Origin of the sequence: Prochlorococcus marinus str. MIT 9313 (assembly GCF_000011485.1) — a bacterium.
GTDB lineage: Bacteria > Cyanobacteriota > Cyanobacteriia > PCC-6307 > Cyanobiaceae > Prochlorococcus > Prochlorococcus marinus_D.
Window position 1 is genome coordinate 743,979 of record NC_005071.1, and the last position, 19,584, is coordinate 763,562.

The window sequence follows — 19,584 nt, forward strand, 5'->3', positions numbered from 1 at the left end:
CAGCCCTCGTGCTGTTCAGAGAACTCCGCGTGAAGCTAATCCGAGGATTGTGCCCATGCCAAGGATGTGGCCTAAGCATTGGGATCCGACAACGGAGGCGTGGCTCATGCCTCCATAGAATTTGTTATTAGGCATGTCGAAGCCTTCATTTTGGTGTTCGATGTTGGCCTTAGCAATGACAAATGCGAGCACGTTGCAAGCGATCATCACCATGCCCACCGCAGGCGACCAGGTGAATGTGGAAGGAGCAGCTGCAGCCAGGAGGTGCGTGAACATTTAGACCGTGGAAGCGACGCCTTATTGTCCGACATTGATAGGTGTTCTTGGCATACAAGCCATACCTCTTAAGAGTTTTTCACCACCTGTTGCTGGCCAGCACGAATAAATCCCAAAACCACGAGGGCATCGCTTAGCACTAGAAAGGCTTCTGCCGCCCCATGGAAAGCATCAACTTCAACCAGCTCAAGTCCATAAATTTGATCAGCCAGGATCGAAAAAATGATTGTCATAAACACAAAAAGAAGAGTGAGCCGGAATCCCCAGATGGATAGTCGTGGCAAGCTCTTGCTCTGTTGCGCCCACCACAGGAAACCGAGATAGGGAATTAAAGAAAGGCCATATAGAGGACCTGGGTCCATCTCAATGAGGGAGTTCAGAATCTCAGTAGAAGTGGCAAAAATCATGATTTCTGTCGTTCTGAACGCATCAAATTCCAGGTGGCTGCGGCCAAACAGCAGTTGCCAATAAGAGTCAGCCACGCTTGGAGCACAACAATTCCACTAAGGGCTTTGCTGTTGTCAAAAATATGCCAGGTGATGGCTGTCATTGCACTCACCAAGTTGGGGAGCATTGCTAGAGCCAACCATGACATTGCCCTGTTTTGGTTCCTTTTCCCCCATTGCGCCACCAGCACAATCGCAAGCATCCATTCGAACAAGGATGCGAGGTGGATCCACCATGTGCCTAGAGATAGGGCGTGCACGTGATTCGCTCGATGGCAGCAGCCTAGGGAGGCTTGGTCGCCGTTAATGTTTGATGCAGCTATTGCTTGGCTATGGCAGTTCAGGCAAAGCAATGCAAGGCAGTGCTGTTATGCGGCTACTACGGCGAGCACAACCTTGGCGATGATGCTCTTTTGCAGGTTTTACTTGAGGAGCTTCCCTCAAGTTTGCAGCCTTGGATCACGGCAAATGATTCAAATGTGATTAAGGGTTTAGCTCCGAAGGCTCAAGTCATTAACCGACGCTCATTGCTGGAGAGCATTAGGGCACTTTTTCAAGTTCAGGGTTTGATTCTTGGTGGTGGCAGCTTGCTGCAGGACAGCACGAGTTTTAAGAGCCTGATCTACTACTTGATCTTGATTGTGATAGCCCAACAACGTGGCGTTCCTGTTTTGCTTTGGGGGCAGGGCCTGGGGCCATTCCGTTATCGCTTGAGTCGATGGATGGTTAGGAGAGTCTTACGCAGGGTGCAGGCGATCAGCTGGAGAGATCCAGACTCTTTTCAGCTTGCTGAGCAGTGGTGCCTACCCTCTCCGATGCTGATGGCACCAGATCCAGTTTGGCAGCTTCCCTCTAGGAGCTGGGAGGGTGGCCAAGCAGTTGTGCTCTGTTGGCGTTCCACCTCAATGCTTGATCGCTTTGGCTGGCAGCATTTGCTCCAAGCCCTTGAGATGATCCTTACAGATATTGATGCTCCAGTTCATTGGCTTGCTTTTCATCAACGTCAGGATGAAGAGCTATTCCGAAAACTAGATAGACAAGGATTGATCAGTTCCAGCTTGAGATCAAGAAGTCATTCCTTTGCATTTGATTCACTAACAGAGGTTATGAATCAGTTCACGATGGCCAGATTGGTGCTCCCCATGCGACTGCATGCACTAATCCTGGCCCAATTGGCTGGTAGTCCCACAGTGGCACTCAGCTACGACCCGAAGGTGTCATCTGCAGCTTTGATGGCAAATGTGCCCTTTACTGATTTGCAATCGTTGCCTGACATTCGTTTGCTTGCTGGACTATGGGGCCAGGTCTTAGATGTTCCTCCTGACCTTGGAAAGATCGAAGCAATCCGCAAGCACGCTTCTCAACACAGCAAGATAATAGACAAGGTCTTTAATTAATGTTCAAGCTTCAGTTTCACTTCTTTGATTATTGTTAAACATGGCAATGACATATGAACTTTATTGATCAATACAATTCGCGATATTCTTTGCGAATTAAAATTGCGAATCAAATATTTTAACCTATTGTCAACATCTTTCTCCTGAACTGGCATTGAATTGATGTTCTTTTTCTGGGGACCAATTGAGCATAATGGTCTCGGGAATTGTGATCTCGCTAGCGCAAAGCATCCTTAGTGGACCTCTGTTGCTCTCAAGAATGAGCAACTGGGATGTTCCCAGCCACTCCCTGTAGACAAGCCGGCAAGGAATCCCATCTGAACTTAGTTGAATATGTTCTGGTCGAATTGCCTTGATAATCCCTGACTCTGCTGGCAGAAGGTTGATCTGGGGGCGTCCTACAAAGCTGGCCACAAAGAGTGATAATGGATTGTTGTAGAGCTCTTGGGGAGTACCGATTTGCTCGATCTTTCCATCTCGCATTACGGCAATTCGATGTGCCATGGCCATGGCTTCATGTTGATCGTGTGTGACGTAGATGACTGGCTGACTGCCTTGAAGAATTAAATTGCGTAACTGGGGTCGCAGATCTTCGCGCAGCTGAGCATCCAGATTGCTCATTGGTTCATCAAGTAGATACACCAGAGGATCTCTGAGCAGAGCTCTGGCGAGTGCCACTCTTTGACGTTGACCACCTGAGAGTTCTGCCGGATGTCGCTCTGCAAGATCCTCTAATTGCATTAATGCCAGAACAGATGCCACTCGTTGTTTGCGATCAGTGGCGGATATTCCACGAACCTGAAGACCAAGTGCAAGATTGGCAAAAACTGTGAGATGGGGAAATAATGCATAGCTCTGAAACACCATGCCGATGCGTCGGTCAATAGGGGAAACCTTCGTGACATCCTCGCCAGCGATAGTGATCGAACCTTCGTTGGGCTGGTCGAGTCCTGCTATCAGCCTGAGAGTGGTGCTTTTGCCACATCCACTTGGTCCAAGTAGGGCAAGGCATTCACCCTGGCCCACTTCAAGGTCTAGATGACGAACAATCCAGTTTCTACCGAAACGACGACCGATGTTTTGTAGAACAAGATTCATCCTTTAATTGCTCCCTGTGTCAGACCGGAAACGATCTGTCGCTGAAAGATGAGCACGAGTAACAAGAGCGGCAGAGCACCTAGAACGGTGGCAGCTGCATAAGCGCCATAGGGAATTGAGTAGACCGATGAACCTGCAATTCGTGCTATGGCAACTGGAAGTGTAAGGAGATCAGCTCGACTAATCCAGGTCAATGCGATTGGATATTCATTCCAGGAGAAGAGAAAGACCAAGATGGCAGTGCTTGCGGTTGCAGGACCGATTAGGGGAATCAATACCCAGCGCAATCTCTGCCATAAGTCAAAACCTTCAAGCCTCGCGGCTTCTTCTAGTTCAGAAGGTAGATCGCGGAAGGCTGATAAAAGCAACAACACAGCCAACGGCATAGATAAGCCTGCATAGGGAAAACTGAGCGCAAGCAGATTGTTTCCGAGGTTGAAACTCCTTGCAAGTTCTAATAACGCCAAAAAAAGCAGAACATATGGAAATAGAGCTGCACCAAGCAGTATAAGTTTTGCCGTTCTGGCAATATTTTGCGAGACCCTTGAAAGAGAATAGGCGGCTGGAATAGCAATCAGTAGGGTTAATCCTGTTGAGCTAATGCCAACGATGACACTGTTCAATAGATAACGCCAGAAGGGAGGGTTGGCTGTCAATACCTGGCGATAGTTGTCAAGTGTCCAACGCTGATTATGCTCAGCCAATGGTTGTAGAAGAGCTTCATGGGTGCAAAAAGATGTATAGAGCTGCCAAAGCAGAGGTGCTAAAGACCAAAGCAGGAGAACAATGATCCAAAGATTTCGCTGACGCATCATTTCATTGCCTCTCGCCAATGGCTGGCCTGGTTGATGATCAGCCAAACAAGCAGACAGGCAATAACAAGTAGAAGAAACCCGCTGATCATTACAGTGGAGCTATAGCCAAAATCTAGGAATCTCATTGCGTTTAAATAAGCATATAAAGCAAGGCTTTCCGTGCTTCCTGCCGGCCCCCCACCAGTCATCACCTGAATCAAGTCGAAAACGCCGAAGGCCTGCGCAAGGCGAAATAAAAGACTAAGGAGTAAATAAGGTTGCAAGAGCGGCAAGGTGATCTTAAATAGTGCGGCTCGTGGATGGCCACCTTCGAGATAGAAAGCTTCGTAGAGATCATTGGGAATAGTTTGCAAGCCAGCCAAAAGAATCAGAGCAGCAAATGGCGTGGTCTTCCATACATCACCAACAACCGTGGCCAGCCAGGTGATATATGGATTCGAGAGGATGTTTAGAGGTTGTAGTCCAATCAGTTCTGTGAACTGCTCAATAGGTCCGTAAGGTGTATTAAAGATCCAACGCCAGCCAAGAGCCATCACAGTCGTTGGCAGAGCCCATGGGAGCAAACTGATTGCCCTTACAACACCTCGACCCCGCCAATGCTGATCGAGTAAGAGGGCTATAGCTATAGCAAGTAATAGTTCTAGGCTGACTGAAACTGTTGCGAAGCGGGCTGTCTGATAGGTGTCTTGCCAGAAGCGTTGGTCGTGCAGTAGACGAAGCCAATTCGCACCATGATTAGGAATCGCAACTAAGCCTGTGAGGACTGAATCAGCATGGAAGCTCAACCAGGAATAACGCAGTAGAGGAATACCAAAGACCAAGGCAATTAATAGAGCTGCCGGCAATAGAAGCAATTGGATCATTTAGTTTCTCTTGCCGCCATAAGAATCTTCTCGGTGTTTGCTTGGGCGTTGGCCATTGCATCGCTAACACTGGATTGGCCTGTTAAAATCGAACTAAGATTTCGTTGTAATACATCACTAATCTGTGCATAAAGAGGAGTTGATGGACGTTCATCAGTGCTTTCTAGGGCTTTAGCAAGCTCCGGAAGAATTTGTGACTTTGAGAGCAGCTCTTGGTCTTTGAATAGTTCAACTTTGGTTGGCGTATAACTTTCGTTCAAGAACAGTGTTTTTTGTGCAGATGTTGAAGTGAGGAAGGCAATTGCCTCTGCTGCTGCTTGAGGGTTCGATGAGCCCTTGAGGATCGAGAAGCCCCAGCTGCCTAGGGTTGATGTGGATCGATTGCCAGCGGAAGCAACCATCGTGGTTACGCCAACATTGCCTCTAACATCGCTGTTAGGCTTCTGAAGTTCTCCCCAGGCATAAGGCCAGTTACGCATTAGCGCAACATCTCCAGACTTAAACGCTTGTAGAGCTTCATTTTCTGCATAGTTGATCACTGCTTTGGGGCTTGCTCCACTGAGAATCAGTTCACGCAACCAACTTGCAGCCTTAAGACTTGCGGAGCTGTCGAGGCCAACATTATCGGTTTCTGGTTCAAGCCATTGCCCTCCAAATCCGTCAAGAACTTCTAGAAATACACAACTTAGGCCTTCATATTGACGGCCTTGCCAGACATAGCCATTAGCAACACGACCTTCTTTTTGGAGTTTAAGACTAACTTTAATAAGTTCCTCAGGGGTACGCGGTGGTTTATTCATCAAATCAGTCCGCCAATAAAGCAATCCCATGTCCGCCACAAGCGGCCATCGATACAGTTTCCCGTCGAAATTATTTCCAAGCATTGCCCCCGGAGCAATGGAATCAATCTTTTGTTGGTCGATCCATGGATCCAAGGGAATAAGCCATCCTGCGGCGGCGTATTTCGGCAACCAAGTTACATCAATTAAAAGTGCATCGAATGGACTTTTACCTAAAAGCAGACTGCTGATGGCTAAATCAGATACGGCTTCTGTTTCAAGTGGACCTCGAGTCACCCGTAGTTGGATCCTGCCATGATGATCTTTGTTGAATTGTTGTACCAGATCAGTTGTTGACTCAGCAAATGGAGCTGGCATCAAGATATTGATCTGAATAGGGCGAGTACTCAGGGCCCAACTTGCAAATAGTGCGACACTGCTCAAAGAGAATAGAAGAGCTATCTTCGTAAATATCCTTCTCTTCATGGCTGCGTTGCTTCTATTTTATCAACCAAACTTTTCATTTGCTCTTCTCCACAATATTTGACTGCGTATGAGTCGACACTAGCAGTAGTTATCACATGGTTATTTTCTGGAGTTCTAAGCATGCTTAGCATTTTTTCAGACAACTTAATGCCATGCTCCAGCATCTTGATGGTAACTAGTTTGCTAAATGATTTAGGGATTAGATCTTGTTCAGGTCAATCCCTAACGATTTGGCATAGACACCGAGACCTTTTTTTTGGATGGTTTTCAGTGCACGGGTGCTTACACGAAGTTTCAACCAACGGTTCCCTTCAGCCCACCAGAGGCGCCGCTGTTGCAGGTTGGCCTGTTGCAGCTTCTTTGTGCGGATGTGGGAATGGCTCACAGCCATGCCGTTGTTGGCGCGAGTTCCAGTGAGCTGACACACCCGGGACATGTCTTGATCCTCTACAGAGCTAGGGCGCTTAACCCAAACTAATATTTTATCAAATCCACCTTTCCTTTAAAAAGCTCGATCCATCAGCTGTCCCATCAACACAGCACTACGGCTTTGGAATCCAGCAAGTTCATTGGGCTCCAAACCTCCTACACCGAGGCGAGCCATGTCGTATAGGTGACGGGCTAAGCCTTGTGCCAAGGATTCGGTTGGAGACACACCTGAAGTGCTGACCAGCACGGATCCAGATTTGAGTTTCAAAAGTCCTTCGACAAGTGGATGACGACGATTGACAAGAAGGACATGATGCTCGGGAAGACCTGGCAGCCTTTGATCCATGAGGGCTCCAATGTCGTTCATACGTCGCATCTGTTCTGGCAGCAAAATCATTGCGGGAGGTGCGTTATCTCCCTTAAGTGCTTGTACTTGTATGGTGACCTTGTCGTTATTAAGTGATTGCTTCATTAGAGTTCTAAGGCTTTCAGACTTGGTCTCTCCTTCCTGGTCAGTTAGTTCAGGTTTGTCCTCTTTAAGAGTGTCATCCAATTCGGCATCAACGCGCTGGAATCGGAGATCGTCATGACGCGCTTCAAGCCATGGAAGGAATTGGCTGTCTATAAACGTTTCGGTTTTAAGAATTTCAGCCCCCTGTGAAGTCCATAAGCTGAGGGCACTCGCTTGGGCAACTTCATCCGTGCAGTAAAGAATGCGATTGTTGGCTTCTGTACTCAGACGACTTTTGTATCCACTCAGCGTAGTGAAGGCTTTTTCCCCACAAGGAATTGGATCTGGAGTGCCCCCATCTGTTTCTTTTGAAGCCAGAGCAGTCGTACCAAATAGGATTAGATCGGCAACTTGATCAGCAAACTTTTCATCTTCCATTGATCCTATTTTGACGAATGGTGCTAACGCATCCCATGCTTCAGCATAGAAAAGAGGTTGTTCAGCCTTTAATCCTCGCAGACGATCGGCAACTTTCTTTGCAACAAAATTCCCAATAGATCTAACACGTCTGTCTGTTTGTAATGCGCTACGACTGACATTAAGTGGAATGTCAGGTGAGTCGATCACACCTCTTAGGGGAAGAAGGTAGTGTGGTACTACTTCTTTAATTGAATCACTGACAAATACTTGATTGCAGTAGAGTTTTATCTCACCTTTTTCCCAATCTGCGCGACCACCAATTCGAGGGAAATAGAGAATACCCTGAAGGTTATAGGGGTAATCAGTATTTAGGTGCACCCAAAGAAGAGGATCACCTTGGAATGGATATAGATAATTATAGAGTTCGATATACTCCTGATCAGTGATTTCTCTTGGGTTGCGCCTCCAAAGAGGATTTCGCTTATTGATTGACTCGCCTTCGAGTTTTACCTCAACAGGCATAAAGTCACAGTATTTTGTGATCAGAGTACGGATTCGACTTGGCTCGATGTATTCCAACTCTTCATCCATAAGATGAAGGATGACATCGGTTCCTGCTTCATTGCGTTCGGCTTCTTGGATGTTAAATCTTGGTGAGCCATCACAGCTCCAACGAATAGCTTTACTCTCGGAACAAGCAGACTTAGTGACTAGCTCTACATGCTTCGATACCATGAATGAAGAATAAAAACCTAGCCCAAAATGACCAATGATTCCGTCACTTTCCTGCTTGTATTTTTCAAGGAAGTCTTCTGCACTTGAGAAGGCAACCTGATTAATGTATTTCTTAACCTCATCGGTTGTCATGCCGATTCCGTTGTCAGAGATAGTGAGTGTCTTTGCTTCTCGGTCAATCTTGATATCAATAACTCCTTCTTCAGCTTCAGTGCAGTCACCTGCTATGGCTGCCATGCGTCTTTTGCTTATTGCATCGACGCCATTGCTGACTAGCTCTCTCAAGAAAACCTCGTGGCCGGAATAAACGGCTTTCTTGATGATCGGGAAAATATTCTCGGTGTGAATCTGGATTTGACCTTCTTCCAGCACAGTCATTGGTTTCACTGTTTAGGATTTGACCTTAGGTAGTCTTTGCCTCAGTTCTCAAGCTGGTTTTAGGTGGGGTGACCGTACCTAGTGATTAATTCAGCTGCTTCGCTGTAGGTCCCGTCGCTCCTCGGGAAGGACAGCTCCTTCTACGGGGCAGACCTGGAGGCAGATACCGCAATCAATGCAGATGTCGAAATTAATCAAATAGAAATTTCTTCCTTTGTTGTTTTTGCCTTGACCAGGCTGAATGCAGCCGACAGGGCATGCCTGAGCACAGTCAGCAACCCCTTCACATATTTCTGTCACGATGCTGTGTGGCATGGCCTTGCAGATCGGACGACGAGACTCTCGAAATCCTAATGATCTAACCAGTCCAGTGTGCTACAGCCCCGATCTGATAGACGGCTGAAGGCATCTTCACGATCGCGACAGGCTTCAAGTTCAACAACAGCACGCTGGCCCTGCTTGTGCCAGTGACGCTGACGCTTGAGTGCATGTTCCAGCGTTGCTTGCTCGCCGTAGGCAACAAGGGTTGTTTCCACAGCGTCAGACGCTTTGATCTCTTTGGTCAGCAGTTCACGAATATCGTCTATGGCGAAACTAAAGCCTACCCCTGCTGCTTGAAGCCCTTTGGCACCGCAACGAGCTACAAGGTTGTCGTAACGCCCCCCACGAGCAATCACGACAGGTGCAGCATCGCTTTGACATACCAACTGAAACACCAGCCCGGTGTAGAGCTCAAAATGGGGCTGAAAGGTTGGATCCAGTTGCAGGTCAATCCCCTGATCAGCGGCCAGTGGACTCATCTGTTCAAATAGCCTTTGTAGGTTATTGAGTGCTTGTTGAGTTCCAAATAGGCCTGATAAGCGTTCGAGCACGTCTAGTGGTTCACCACGGCACTCCAAGTGATGGAGGAGGCGCTCGAATTGATCATTCGGCAGTTGCAGGCTTTCAAGAGCAAGGCGGTCATAGTGGATCAATGCTGTTCTTATTTTTTCGCGTAGATCGTTTTGAAATGGCAGCATGATGAGATCCATTAATGCTGTGTGGCCAACGAGTAAACGTGGCTGGTGTCGTTTACTCAGTTCGAGAGTCTCCACTGCTGAAAACAGCAGGGAAAGAAGCTCCATTTCCGCATTGATGGGCTCGACCCCGAAGAGCTCTACACCGCTTTGAAGGTTTTCTTCGATGCAAAGGCTTCCTTCATCAGCAGTACGGCTTTCAAAAATTGTTCCTGCAGCCCATAGCCTCAAGGGACGAGGTCTTTGTTTAAGCCTTGTACAAGCGGCGCGAGCGATTGATGCTGTCATCTCTGGTCGTAGACCAAGGGGTTCATCGGCCACCAATCGCACGATGTCCTGACTGGCAATAGCACCACCAGCTTTCAAGGTTTCGAGTCGCTCGACCCTTGGAGGAGAGACTTCGTCGTAGCCCCATAGTCGATAAACCTCGGCAAGTCGCTGGCTAAGTTTTTGGTTTAGCTCGACCTGCTGGGGGTTCAGATCGCGAGCACCCGCTGCCGGTTGCAGGGCCATCCCTGATTTTCTCGGAGTGACTTCAGGATCCCATGCTCCTGAGTTCGGGAGCGCCAAATGAATCCGCTTCAAGGGGTTTTACTTTGCTGAGTTGATCAACAAGCAGTTTCTGCATTCCAGGCGGACAGGCCAGCACCCTGCCACTATTCAGATCAAATGTGTCACCGCGGTAATCAGTCACCTTCCCTCCAGCTAGCTCCACCAGGGCTACTCCAGCAGCAAGATCCCATGGAGCAAGACCGCGTTCCCAATAACCATCGAGTCGCCCAGCAGCCACAAAAGCCATGTCCACTGCTGCTGCACCACCACGTCGCACGCCACGTGTTCGGTGTGTCATCCAGCAGAATTCGGCGTAGTTGTTGTCTAAGCGGTTTTGCCTGTCATAGGCAAAACCGGTCACAAGCAAGGAATCAACCAGGCTTTTGCATGATGAAACCTTGATCGGTTTTTGATTGCAAAATGCACCCAGGCTTGGGGCTGCCCAGTAGATCTCATCAAGGAAAGGCACAGCTATGGCGCCAAGGATTGGTGTTTGCCGCCAAGTGAGGCCAATCGAGGTAGCGAAGAACGGATAGCCATGAGCGAAATTGGTTGTTCCATCTAGTGGGTCAACACACCAACAAAGCGAACCTTGGCCAGAAAATGATCCGCTTTCTTCTGCGAGAAGGGCAATGTTAGGAGTTTCCTGCTGGAGAAATTCAAGTACACACTTCTCAGCGGCTAGATCTGCATTGGTGACAAGATCGCCAGTTCGCCCCTTGCTTTCGATGCTTTCAAGATGTCCATAGTGGTCCATCAAAATGGCACCACCACATTCAGAGGCCTTACGCGCTACAGCTGCAAGGCGCGCCAGATCTTCATTGTTCAAGCCAGCTTGCTCAGCAGCAAGGGTGCAGTTCAGAGGTTTCAAGCTTCACTACCCATCAATTTGGTATGCCATCAGGAATTTATAGATTGAATGATCCTCTGAACCCCAGTCCATAGAGCGTGTCTTGTTCCTGCGTTTCCGTTTCCGTTTCCAGTGGAGTGATTGCTTTGTGCTCACAAAGTTAGGTCATCTCCTTTGTCGCTAGTGGACTGGGATTCTGTTTTTTGGTGTCATGTATGGGTCTACTGGAGAGCCCTGCTACATTCACGAGGGCCTGAAAGCCGCTGGAGAGGTGGCCGAGTGGTCGAAGGCGCAGCACTGGAAATGCTGTATAGGGGCAACTCTATCGAGGGTTCGAATCCCTCCCTCTCCGTTTCAAAGGAAGTCTGATACCGTCTGATTCGGTATGGGCTTCCTTTTGGAACGCTTTTATAGAAGTCGTTTTCGGGCATTTTCGGGCTGTCCTCCGTCTGATGCAATCTCATTGTGTATGACTGGTTTTTTGTTTTTTATGCGAAGCGTGTCGGCACGAAGACCAAGGCGTTTATGCACGGGCCGCCAAAATTAGGTAATCGATGTCGTTCACCTTTGGTATTAATGCCTTGTTTTAAAGGGTGCTTTAATTTTATTTGGTTCTAGAGAATAGCTAATAGCTATTAATCGCAACTACACATCTAGCTATAAACTTTGCATCTTTAATAAATACCATCATACCTTCAACCAAAGCGGCCGGATATATAATTCTGAGTAGCCTCCTGAGCAGGTGAATGGAAGATTTTCTCTGTTTCATTGAACTCAACAAGATAACCAACTTTTCCTGATCCACCTTCTTGTACCTCAGCATTGAAGAAAGCTGTGAAATCACTAACTCGAACAGCCTGTTGCATATTATGAGTGACAATTACAATCGTAAATCTATTTTTTAACTCATGCATTGTCTCTTCAATTTTAAGTGTAGAAATAGGATCAAGGGCTGAACAGGGTTCATCCATTAGAATCACTTCTGGTTCAATAGCGATTGTCCTAGCTATGCATAGCCTTTGTTGCTGGCCACCTGATAGAGAACATCCGCTTTCTTTAAGCTTATCCTTGCATTCATCCCATACAGCTGCTTGACGAAGTGAGCGTTCAACAAGCTCATTCATATCACCTTTATATCCATTAATTCTTGCTCCAAATGCAATATTTTCATAGATGCTTTTAGGGAATGGATTGGGTTGCTGAAATACCATCCCGATGCGTCGGCGTACCTCAACTGGATCGATATTTGGGGAATACAAGTCGTCTCCATCAAACATCACTCGACCTGTAAGAGAACATCCTTCTATCAAATCGTTCATACGATTTAGAGATCGCAGAATTGTTGATTTACCACATCCAGATGGTCCGATTAAAGCTGTAATTTTGCCGCGGGGTATCTCGCAGTAAACATGTCGTACTGCTTCAAATTCATTGTAACTTATAGTGACGTTCTGAAGTGATATGCAGGGATCAGTTGAAATCTGCTTTGGCCGAGGAGAGGAAGTGGCTGTCATGGATCAGCGCGCGATTAATAATGAAGGCAATTCAGTCGTCAAGATAAAAACAGTCTTGTGTAAGTGACTCATTTTGAGGTTAAGTGGCCAATCCAGCGTGAAAGGATATTCATCGCGAGAATAAATACTACAAGAACAAATGATGCTGCCCAAGCCAATTCATTCTGAACTTGATAGGGTTGAGTTGAAAAATTATAAATCAAAACCGAAAGTGTCGCGATTGGATTGAAGAAAGCATCTGAACCACTAGGCCAAAAATATGAAAAGAGTGCTGTAAAAATCAATGGTGCTGTTTCACCAGCTGCCCGAGCAACTGAAAGAACGACTCCTGTAGCGATTGGAGTAAATGCCATTGGCAATGTAATGTGGGATATGGTAACAAATTTAGAGGCGCCTACTCCAAGTGCACCTTTGCGAAGGTTATCTGGTACCAGTTTTAGGCCTTCATCAGTGGTTTTTATCACTGTTGGCAACATCAGGATTGAGAGTGCTACTCCGCCAGCTATCGCACTGTATGAACTGCCAATAATGACCCGTGAAGAGACAATTATATCGTAGACAAAGACGCCAGTAATAATTGAAGGAACACCTGAAAGAACATTGGTTCCAAAACGTATAAATCTAGAGAATGGTCCTTCACGTGCATATTCGGCAAGGTAGATACCTCCACCAACACCAACAGGTATAGCGATCATTCCGGCTATGGAGGTGACAATAATAGTTCCGAGGATTGCGTTGCCAATACCTCCGCCATCGAGTCCTGGGGGAGGCGGAAGCATAGTAAAAAGAGAGATACTTAATCTGGTTGCTCCTTTGAAAATTACATAGGTTAAAACAAGAATTAGTGGCAGAATGGCTACGGATGAAAATAATCCCGATAATATTGTGCAAATTCTATTAATTCTATTACGCCTCAAGCCTGGCTTGTAGTAAAGATTGGAGGATAGATCCCCACTTGTTGAAATCGCTTCGCTAGTCATTGATTTCATGTTAGTATTTAAGACTTAATCGTTTGACCATCCATTGTGAAACGATATTTACAGCAAGCGTTATCACCATAAGAATAAATGCTGCATAATAAAGTGATGAGACCTGAGTTCCATCTGCTTCTCCAAACTGATTGGCTAACATCGCAGCGATTGTGTTGCCTGGGCCAAGCAATGACCAGCTAAAATTATTGGAATTCCCTATAATCATTGTTACTGCCATTGTTTCACCCATGGCTCTTCCCAGAGCGAGTAGTACGCCTCCAGCAATGCCCGAAATTGCCGCTGGTAGAATGACATTAATGATAGTGCTCCAGCGTGTTGCTCCAACCCCATAAGCTGCTTGACGCAGGCTAATTGGTACTTGATTGAGTGAGTCTCTTGAAATAGCTGTAATGATAGGAAGTATCATCACAACAAGTATCAAGATCGCTGGAGTCATTCCAGGCCCCATTGGCTGAGTACTAAAAAATGGAATCCAGCCAAAATATATATACAGGAAAGAAAGCAAAGGTCTTAGGAAGGGCTCCATTACAAAGATTGCCCATAGGCCAAGTACCACAGATGGAATGGCCGCTAGTAGTTCAATCATTACTCCTATGATGTTTTTAGCTCTTGTAGGTATAAAGCTTTCGGTTATAAAAATTGCTGTTCCAACACCTAGAGGAATCGCAATTAATAGTGAAAGCAATGAGGTTACTGCTGTTCCATAGATGGCGGTTAACACTCCGTACTCATCATCAACAGGGTTCCAATTTGATGTAACTAGAAATTTCCACCCGTAGCGCCCCATCGATTCAAGTGACCCCCAAAAGACAACGATCAGGATCGCTACAAGTATCAGTGCAACCATGGATGCCATTGATATGGCGATAGTTCTAAAGCTGCTGTCGACGAATTTTTCATAAGCTGGACGTCTTCTGAGCACGTACAGCTCTTTCTGCACACCAGTTGGCATACCACTGCAATACAGACATAAGAAACCTAATCCTGAGAGGGGTGCTTTTGCATTAACAGGCCATTAACAGTCCAACATCCACATTGCTAAAAAGGCTTGGTTTAGGGTGCTTTTCGCCGTTACCTTGGAGCTTCAGTAAACGCGGCCATGGGGCGGATTGTTGGCATAGACCTAGGGACAACAAACTCCGTTGTGGCGGTGCTTGAGGCTGGTCGCCCTCAAGTGATCGCTAATGCGGAGGGCAGTCGCACGACTCCCTCAGTAGTGGGTTACAGCAAAGAAGCAGAGCTACTTGTCGGTCAATTAGCACGTCGCCAGTTGGTGCTCAATCCAAGAAATACCTTTGCCAATCTCAAGCGCTTCGTGGGACGAGGCTGGGATGAAATGGATGACAGCAGTCTCTCTGTTCCATACACCGTAAGGGCCAATGAACAGGGGAACGTGCGTGTCTCCTGTCAAGTGACGGAGCGTGAATATGCACCCGAAGAACTTGTGGCCAGCATCATTCGCAAGCTTGTGGATGATGCGGCGACATATCTAGGAGAGCCTGTTGAGGCTGCTGTAGTGACAGTACCTGCCTATTTCAATGATGCCCAACGTCAGGCGACTCGTGATGCCGGCAGGCTCGCTGGAATCACAGTGGAACGGATCCTCAACGAGCCCACTGCTGCTGCACTTGCCTATGGCTTTGATCGCAGTGCCGCTCGCCGTGTTCTTGTCTTCGATCTGGGTGGCGGGACGTTTGATGTCTCACTGATGCGTGTCGCTAATGGTGTTTTTGATGTCAAGGCCACATGTGGTGATACACAACTAGGTGGCAATGATTTCGATCAGCGGATTGTTGACTGGCTCGCTGAAGCTTTTAAGACCAAGCACGGCCTCGATTTACGCCGTGATCGCCAGGCACTGCAACGCTTGATTGAAGCAGCAGAAAAAGCCAAGCAGGAACTCTCTGGTGTGCTTAGTACTCCGATTTCTTTGCCTTTTATCGCAACGGGGCCTGATGGCCCTCTTCATATCGAGACCAGTCTTGATCGCCCCACATTTGAAGGCCTTTGCCCCGACCTTCTCGACCGTCTTCTGAATCCAGTGCAGACAGCTCTGCGTGATTCTGGCTGGTCTGCTGATGATGTTGATGATGTTGTGCTTGTTGGAGGTGGCACCAGAATGCCGATGGTTCAGCAATTGCTGCGAACCCTCGTTGCCAGTGAACCGTGTCAATCTGTCAACCCTGACGAAGTCGTGGCTGTTGGCGGAGCTGTTCAGGCCGGAATCCTTACCGGTGAGCTTCGAGATCTGATGCTCAACGATGTCACTCCCCTTTCATTAGGGCTGGAAACCGTTGGTGGGTTGATGAAAGTGCTGATCCCACGAAATACACCAATACCAGTGCGCCAATCCGACGTGTTCAGCACCTCAGAGGCCAACCAATCGTCTGTTGAAATTCATGTCTGGCAGGGTGAACGTCAGTTGGCAGCAGATAACAAGTCTTTGGGTCGCTTTCGCCTGTCTGGCATTCCACCTGCACCAAGAGGTGTTCCCCAGGTGCAGGTGGCTTTTGATATTGATGCCAATGGTCTCTTGCAAGTGAGTGCAACTGATCGCACCACAGGCCGCAAGCAATCTGTGAATATTCAGGGAGGTTCCACCCTTAACGAAGAGGAATTGCAAGCCTTGCTCGCCGAAGCTGAAGCCAAGGCAGGAGAAGATCGTCGTCGTCGTGCATCAATTGATCGTCGTAATAGTGCACTCACACTTGTTGGTCAAGCTGAACGAAGACTTCGCGATGCAGCTTTGGAGTTGGGCCCCTATGGGGCTGAGCGGCAGCAGCGGGCTGTAGAGACAGCGATGCGCGATGTGCAAGACCTGCTTGAGCAGAACGATCTACAGGAACTTGAGCTTGCTGTTGCTTCTCTTCAGGAAGCCCTTTTTGGCTTGAATCGACGAATTTCATCAGAACGGCGTACTGACGCCAATCCACTCCAGGGCATACGTAACACTCTTGGCTCGTTGAAAGATGAGCTCTTCTCAGATGATGACTGGGATGAAGATCCTTGGAACAGCCCTGCCCGGTCGTCCGACGGCCGACGCATCTACAGGGGACGTGAGCTAAATCCCTGGGACGATGACTTCTACCGCTAAACCGGATTACTGGTCTTTGCTAGGTGTCTCTCCAGACAGTGACGCCTCCCAGCTCAAAAGGGCATTTCGTCGCGAAGCACGGCGATGGCATCCAGACCTCAATGGCAATGATTACCACGCCGAAGAACGCTTCAAATTGGTTAATGAGGCCTATGCAGTTCTCAGTGATCCAAGACGTCGGGCTGCTTGGCAGGGATCGATGTCGACAGAGCAAGCCATTACTGATCCTTTCGCAGTTGGTTTTCCAACTTTCGATGAGTATCTGGAAGTGGTGCTCGGTTTGGAGCGCACAGACGAACAGCCTGTTGACGTTGCTTACCCTTTCCCCTCAGAACATGTCGACTGGCCTGCGACGTCTCCACCACCACCTCCTCCTCCCGTACAGGCCAGTGATGATCTCGAGACGTTGGTCGAGTTGACCCCTGAGCAAGCCCTCTATGGGACTTCAGTGGATCTTGAGCTCGATGACGGTACTCTTTTAGAGGTTGACACACCGCCTTTGGCTGGCGATGGCTGGCGGTTGCGTCTTGTGGGCGTAGCCCCTGGAGGAAGGGACCACTTCCTTCAGTTGCGCGTTCAAACAGAAGACAGACTGAGGATTGACGGACTTCGTGTGCTTTATCGCCTTGAGTTGTTTCCACCTGATGCAGCTCTTGGCTGTGCAGTGGATGTCCCAACTCTGTCTGGTCCTGTCACACTCCAAGTGCCTCCAGCATCATCAAGTGGTCGTTTATTGCGCCTTCGCGGACGGGGACTTGAGCTTGATGGACGCAGAGGTGATCAATTGGTTGAAATTGTGGTGGTTATTCCTGCTGAACTTGCTGAAGCCGAACGTGCCCTCTACCGACGACTTCAAGAATTGGCTCTTGATCCGGAAAATCTATAAAGCCGAATTAGATAATCGAGTGAGAGATCCCATCGGTCTGGCCTGATCCACATGCGCGTGTACGTCCTTCTCTATGACGCCGGTAAAGACAACGAGGGTATTCATTCCCTCGAACTTGCTGGCAAGACAGCTGTGCTGATGTTCGAAAACGCAGATGATGCCGAGCGTTATGCCGGTCTTCTTGAGGCTCAAGACTTTCCTTTACCGACTGTTGAAGAGATTGGCCGTGATGAGATTGAAGATTTCTGCCGCCAGGCCGGATATGAAGCTCGTTTTGTGGAGGTTGGCTTTATGCCAAAAACTGATGAGGAGCGTCTTTTATTTGCTCCACCAGAATCAAATCGAGATGTGAGTCACTGGCAGGATGCGGATCATTCCGTTGCAGCCAGCAATGGATTGGATCAGCAAGTTGAATCAACAGATCTTGAAGAGATTCGTAAGCGGCTTGAAGGGTTGATTTGACAATGACCAATGTATTTGCAGATCTCAATTTGCATCCTTCAGATAATCGAGGGCATCTGTTGACTGAAAAGGTCAATCCCAAAAGTGAATGTTTGGATCAACTAACCACAGAGTCCTTAGTGACACTTTTCTGCGAAGAGGACCGAGAGCCACAGCGCGCCGTCGCAGCGGCTATACCCGAACTTATTCAGGCAGTTGAAGCGATTACGGACCGGCTTCGAAGCGGAGGTCGCCTTTTTTATTTGGGTGCTGGCACCTCCGGACGACTAGGTGTTCTTGACGCCGCAGAGTGCCCACCAACCTTTTGCAGCGATCCTGATCTTGTTCAGGGTGTTCTTGCTGGTGGGAGCGCAGCTTTGCTGAAAAGTTCCGAGGGACTTGAAGACATTGAACAGTTAGGAAAAAAGGATCTTGAGGAGCGTGACTTTAGCCCTGCTGATTGTCTTGTCGGTATTGCGGCCGGGGGAACGACTCCTTATGTCAAAGGAGGACTTGCATACGCAAAGGAAATCAATGCTTTGGCGATTGCAATTTCATGTGTGCCTATAGAACAAGCTGAGTTGCCATGCAGTATCGATATTCGTCTTTTGACTGGCCCTGAATTACTTACAGGTTCCACGCGCTTGAAGGCCGGCACCGCAACAAAGATGGCTCTAAATATTCTTTCAACATGTGCGATGGTTCGTCTTGGCAAAGTCTTTGGTAATCGAATGGTTGATGTTGCTGCTACCAACATCAAGCTGATGGATCGTGCCCTGCGAATCCTGCATGATTTAGCTGATGTTGATCGAGTTCGTGGAACTGAGTTGCTTCAAGCAAGCGATGGATCTGTAAAAGTGGCTCTGCTGATGCATACTTGCGGTTTAGACGCTGAGACTGCCCAGAAACTACTGATAGAGCATAATAATCAATTGCGAACAGCTTTGGCGAGGTGTAAAAATTGTATTGCTTGATTTTAATTGTGCCTTTGCAAAAAGCAAGATAGTAAAATCATTCTACTCGGTAGGTACACGATAGCAATAACAGATTCTAAACGATTTGAATATCTTGTAATGGCATACACAGCTTTCCCATGAATCGCACCATCCTTGTTGAATGCTGTTTATAAAATTGATACTATTACTTTGATTCAATTAATATTTCTAGAGATGTCGCGAAAGTTGGCTTAACTGACTAGACTATTTTTTTGAGCATCCAACTGTGACCAAGGCCCTGATGGACACTGATGCTGGTTTGATTGAGTTGGACCTCTTTGATGATGATGCTCCCAACACGGTTGCCAATTTCACAAAGCTGGTTAAGGAGGGTTTTTATGACGGCCTGTCTTTCCATCGTGTGATCGATGGTTTCATGGCTCAAGGTGGCTGCCCAAATACTCGTGAGGGGGCAAAGGGCATGCCTGGAACCGGTGGGCCTGGCTATACGATTAATTGTGAAATAAATAGCAAAAAGCATCTCGCCGGTTCTCTTTCTATGGCTCATGCAGGAAAGAACACTGGTGGAAGTCAATTCTTTCTTGTCCATGATGCTCAGCCTCATCTCGATGGTGTGCATACCGTTTTCGGTCAGGCTGCCAACATGGATGTGGTCTTAGCCTTAAAGAACGGCTCTAGGATCAATAAAGTAACCATTCAAGAGAATTGAA

The 19,584-nt window shown here is 47.7% G+C and carries 22 protein-coding genes and 1 tRNA gene; 7 read left to right on the top strand and 16 right to left on the bottom strand.

All coding sequences use genetic code 11. The features are described 5' to 3' along the window. Positions 1-15: 15 nt before the first annotated feature. The 3 genes from psaK to AKG35_RS03595 form a co-directional block, all read right to left on the bottom strand. Complete coding sequence (gene psaK, locus AKG35_RS03585; protein WP_011130065.1) at positions 16-276, bottom strand: photosystem I reaction center subunit PsaK; 261 nt, start codon at positions 274-276, stop codon at positions 16-18. A gap of 68 nt (positions 277-344) precedes the next feature. Then, positions 345-683: a DUF3593 domain-containing protein gene (locus AKG35_RS03590; protein WP_011130066.1), complete on the bottom strand. Its 339-nt coding sequence runs from the start codon at positions 681-683 to the stop codon at positions 345-347. Continuing rightward, the gene (locus AKG35_RS03595; RefSeq protein ID WP_011130067.1) at positions 680-982 is read right to left on the bottom strand and encodes a DUF2499 domain-containing protein; all 303 of its coding nucleotides are present in this window, start codon (positions 980-982) and stop codon (positions 680-682) included. Before AKG35_RS03595 ends, AKG35_RS03590 begins: the two co-directional genes overlap by 4 nt. 72 nt (positions 983-1,054) lie before the next feature. Between AKG35_RS03595 and csaB the strand changes: the two genes are divergently transcribed. Continuing rightward, positions 1,055-2,119: a polysaccharide pyruvyl transferase CsaB gene (csaB, locus tag AKG35_RS03600; protein WP_011130068.1), complete on the top strand. Its 1,065-nt coding sequence runs from the start codon at positions 1,055-1,057 to the stop codon at positions 2,117-2,119. A gap of 129 nt (positions 2,120-2,248) precedes the next feature. On the opposite strand, the gene AKG35_RS03605 is transcribed toward csaB, so the two are convergent. The 10 genes from AKG35_RS03605 to AKG35_RS13170 all read right to left on the bottom strand — a co-directional run bounded on the left by AKG35_RS03605 (position 2,249) and on the right by AKG35_RS13170 (position 11,289). After that, the gene (locus AKG35_RS03605; protein ID WP_011130069.1) at positions 2,249-3,217 is read right to left on the bottom strand and encodes an ABC transporter ATP-binding protein; all 969 of its coding nucleotides are present in this window, start codon (positions 3,215-3,217) and stop codon (positions 2,249-2,251) included. Further along, positions 3,214-4,032 carry a carbohydrate ABC transporter permease gene (locus tag AKG35_RS03610; RefSeq protein ID WP_011130070.1) on the bottom strand — a complete coding sequence of 273 codons (819 nt, stop codon included), beginning with the start codon at positions 4,030-4,032 and terminating at the stop codon, positions 3,214-3,216. Before AKG35_RS03610 ends, AKG35_RS03605 begins: the two co-directional genes overlap by 4 nt. Next, on the bottom strand, positions 4,029-4,895 hold the full coding sequence (locus tag AKG35_RS03615) for a carbohydrate ABC transporter permease (RefSeq protein ID WP_011130071.1): 867 nt from the start codon (positions 4,893-4,895) through the stop codon (positions 4,029-4,031). The genes AKG35_RS03610 and AKG35_RS03615 overlap by 4 nt, the downstream gene beginning before the upstream one ends. After that, the gene (locus AKG35_RS03620; RefSeq protein WP_011130072.1) at positions 4,892-6,160 is read right to left on the bottom strand and encodes an ABC transporter substrate-binding protein; all 1,269 of its coding nucleotides are present in this window, start codon (positions 6,158-6,160) and stop codon (positions 4,892-4,894) included. Before AKG35_RS03620 ends, AKG35_RS03615 begins: the two co-directional genes overlap by 4 nt. A 199-nt stretch (positions 6,161-6,359) precedes the next feature. Next, positions 6,360-6,596, bottom strand: a complete 237-nt coding sequence (gene rpmB / locus AKG35_RS03625; protein WP_011130073.1) for a 50S ribosomal protein L28 — start codon at positions 6,594-6,596, stop codon at positions 6,360-6,362. 66 nt (positions 6,597-6,662) lie between these two features. Beyond that, complete coding sequence (htpG, locus tag AKG35_RS03630) at positions 6,663-8,573, bottom strand: molecular chaperone HtpG (RefSeq protein WP_011130074.1); 1,911 nt, start codon at positions 8,571-8,573, stop codon at positions 6,663-6,665. 90 nt (positions 8,574-8,663) lie between these two features. After that, entirely contained in the window at positions 8,664-8,888 is a 225-nt protein-coding gene (locus AKG35_RS03635; protein WP_011130075.1) for an indolepyruvate ferredoxin oxidoreductase subunit alpha, read from the bottom strand. 35 nt (positions 8,889-8,923) lie between these two features. Beyond that, on the bottom strand, positions 8,924-10,102 hold the full coding sequence (locus AKG35_RS03640; RefSeq protein WP_011130076.1) for an ATP phosphoribosyltransferase regulatory subunit: 1,179 nt from the start codon (positions 10,100-10,102) through the stop codon (positions 8,924-8,926). A gap of 22 nt (positions 10,103-10,124) precedes the next feature. Then, positions 10,125-11,012, bottom strand: a complete 888-nt coding sequence (locus AKG35_RS03645; RefSeq protein ID WP_011130077.1) for an inositol monophosphatase family protein — start codon at positions 11,010-11,012, stop codon at positions 10,125-10,127. A gap of 139 nt (positions 11,013-11,151) precedes the next feature. After that, positions 11,152-11,289 (bottom strand): hypothetical protein, encoded by a 138-nt coding sequence (locus AKG35_RS13170; protein WP_155724663.1) that lies wholly within the window; start codon positions 11,287-11,289, stop codon positions 11,152-11,154. Here AKG35_RS13170 and AKG35_RS03650 point away from each other — a divergent pair. Then, a tRNA-Ser gene (locus tag AKG35_RS03650) sits at positions 11,257-11,343 on the top strand. The genes AKG35_RS13170 and AKG35_RS03650 overlap by 33 nt on opposite strands. Positions 11,344-11,686: 343 nt before the next feature. Here AKG35_RS03650 and pstB read toward each other — a convergent pair. From pstB to pstC, 3 genes are all read right to left on the bottom strand, one after another. Beyond that, positions 11,687-12,505: a phosphate ABC transporter ATP-binding protein PstB gene (pstB, locus tag AKG35_RS03655; protein WP_011130078.1), complete on the bottom strand. Its 819-nt coding sequence runs from the start codon at positions 12,503-12,505 to the stop codon at positions 11,687-11,689. 68 nt (positions 12,506-12,573) lie between these two features. After that, positions 12,574-13,494, bottom strand: coding sequence for a phosphate ABC transporter permease PstA (pstA, locus tag AKG35_RS03660; RefSeq protein WP_011130079.1), 921 nt, complete (start codon positions 13,492-13,494; stop codon positions 12,574-12,576). 1 nt (position 13,495) lies between these two features. After that, entirely contained in the window at positions 13,496-14,449 is a 954-nt protein-coding gene (gene pstC / locus AKG35_RS03665) for a phosphate ABC transporter permease subunit PstC (RefSeq protein WP_011130080.1), read from the bottom strand. Positions 14,450-14,596: 147 nt separating this feature from the next. Between pstC and dnaK the strand changes: the two genes are divergently transcribed. The 5 genes from dnaK (at position 14,597) to AKG35_RS03690 (ending at position 19,583) form a co-directional block, all read left to right on the top strand. Further along, the gene (gene dnaK / locus AKG35_RS03670; protein ID WP_011130081.1) at positions 14,597-16,591 is read left to right on the top strand and encodes a molecular chaperone DnaK; all 1,995 of its coding nucleotides are present in this window, start codon (positions 14,597-14,599) and stop codon (positions 16,589-16,591) included. Further along, the gene (locus tag AKG35_RS03675) at positions 16,575-17,477 is read left to right on the top strand and encodes a DnaJ domain-containing protein (RefSeq protein ID WP_011130082.1); all 903 of its coding nucleotides are present in this window, start codon (positions 16,575-16,577) and stop codon (positions 17,475-17,477) included. The genes dnaK and AKG35_RS03675 overlap by 17 nt, the downstream gene beginning before the upstream one ends. A 51-nt stretch (positions 17,478-17,528) precedes the next feature. Continuing rightward, positions 17,529-17,939 (top strand): DUF3110 domain-containing protein, encoded by a 411-nt coding sequence (locus tag AKG35_RS03680; RefSeq protein ID WP_011130083.1) that lies wholly within the window; start codon positions 17,529-17,531, stop codon positions 17,937-17,939. 2 nt (positions 17,940-17,941) lie between these two features. After that, a complete protein-coding gene (gene murQ, locus AKG35_RS03685; protein ID WP_011130084.1) occupies positions 17,942-18,892 on the top strand; it encodes an N-acetylmuramic acid 6-phosphate etherase in 951 nt (316 codons plus the stop codon). A gap of 262 nt (positions 18,893-19,154) precedes the next feature. Further along, a complete protein-coding gene (locus AKG35_RS03690) occupies positions 19,155-19,583 on the top strand; it encodes a peptidylprolyl isomerase (RefSeq protein WP_011130085.1) in 429 nt (142 codons plus the stop codon). Position 19,584: the final 1 nt, after the last annotated feature.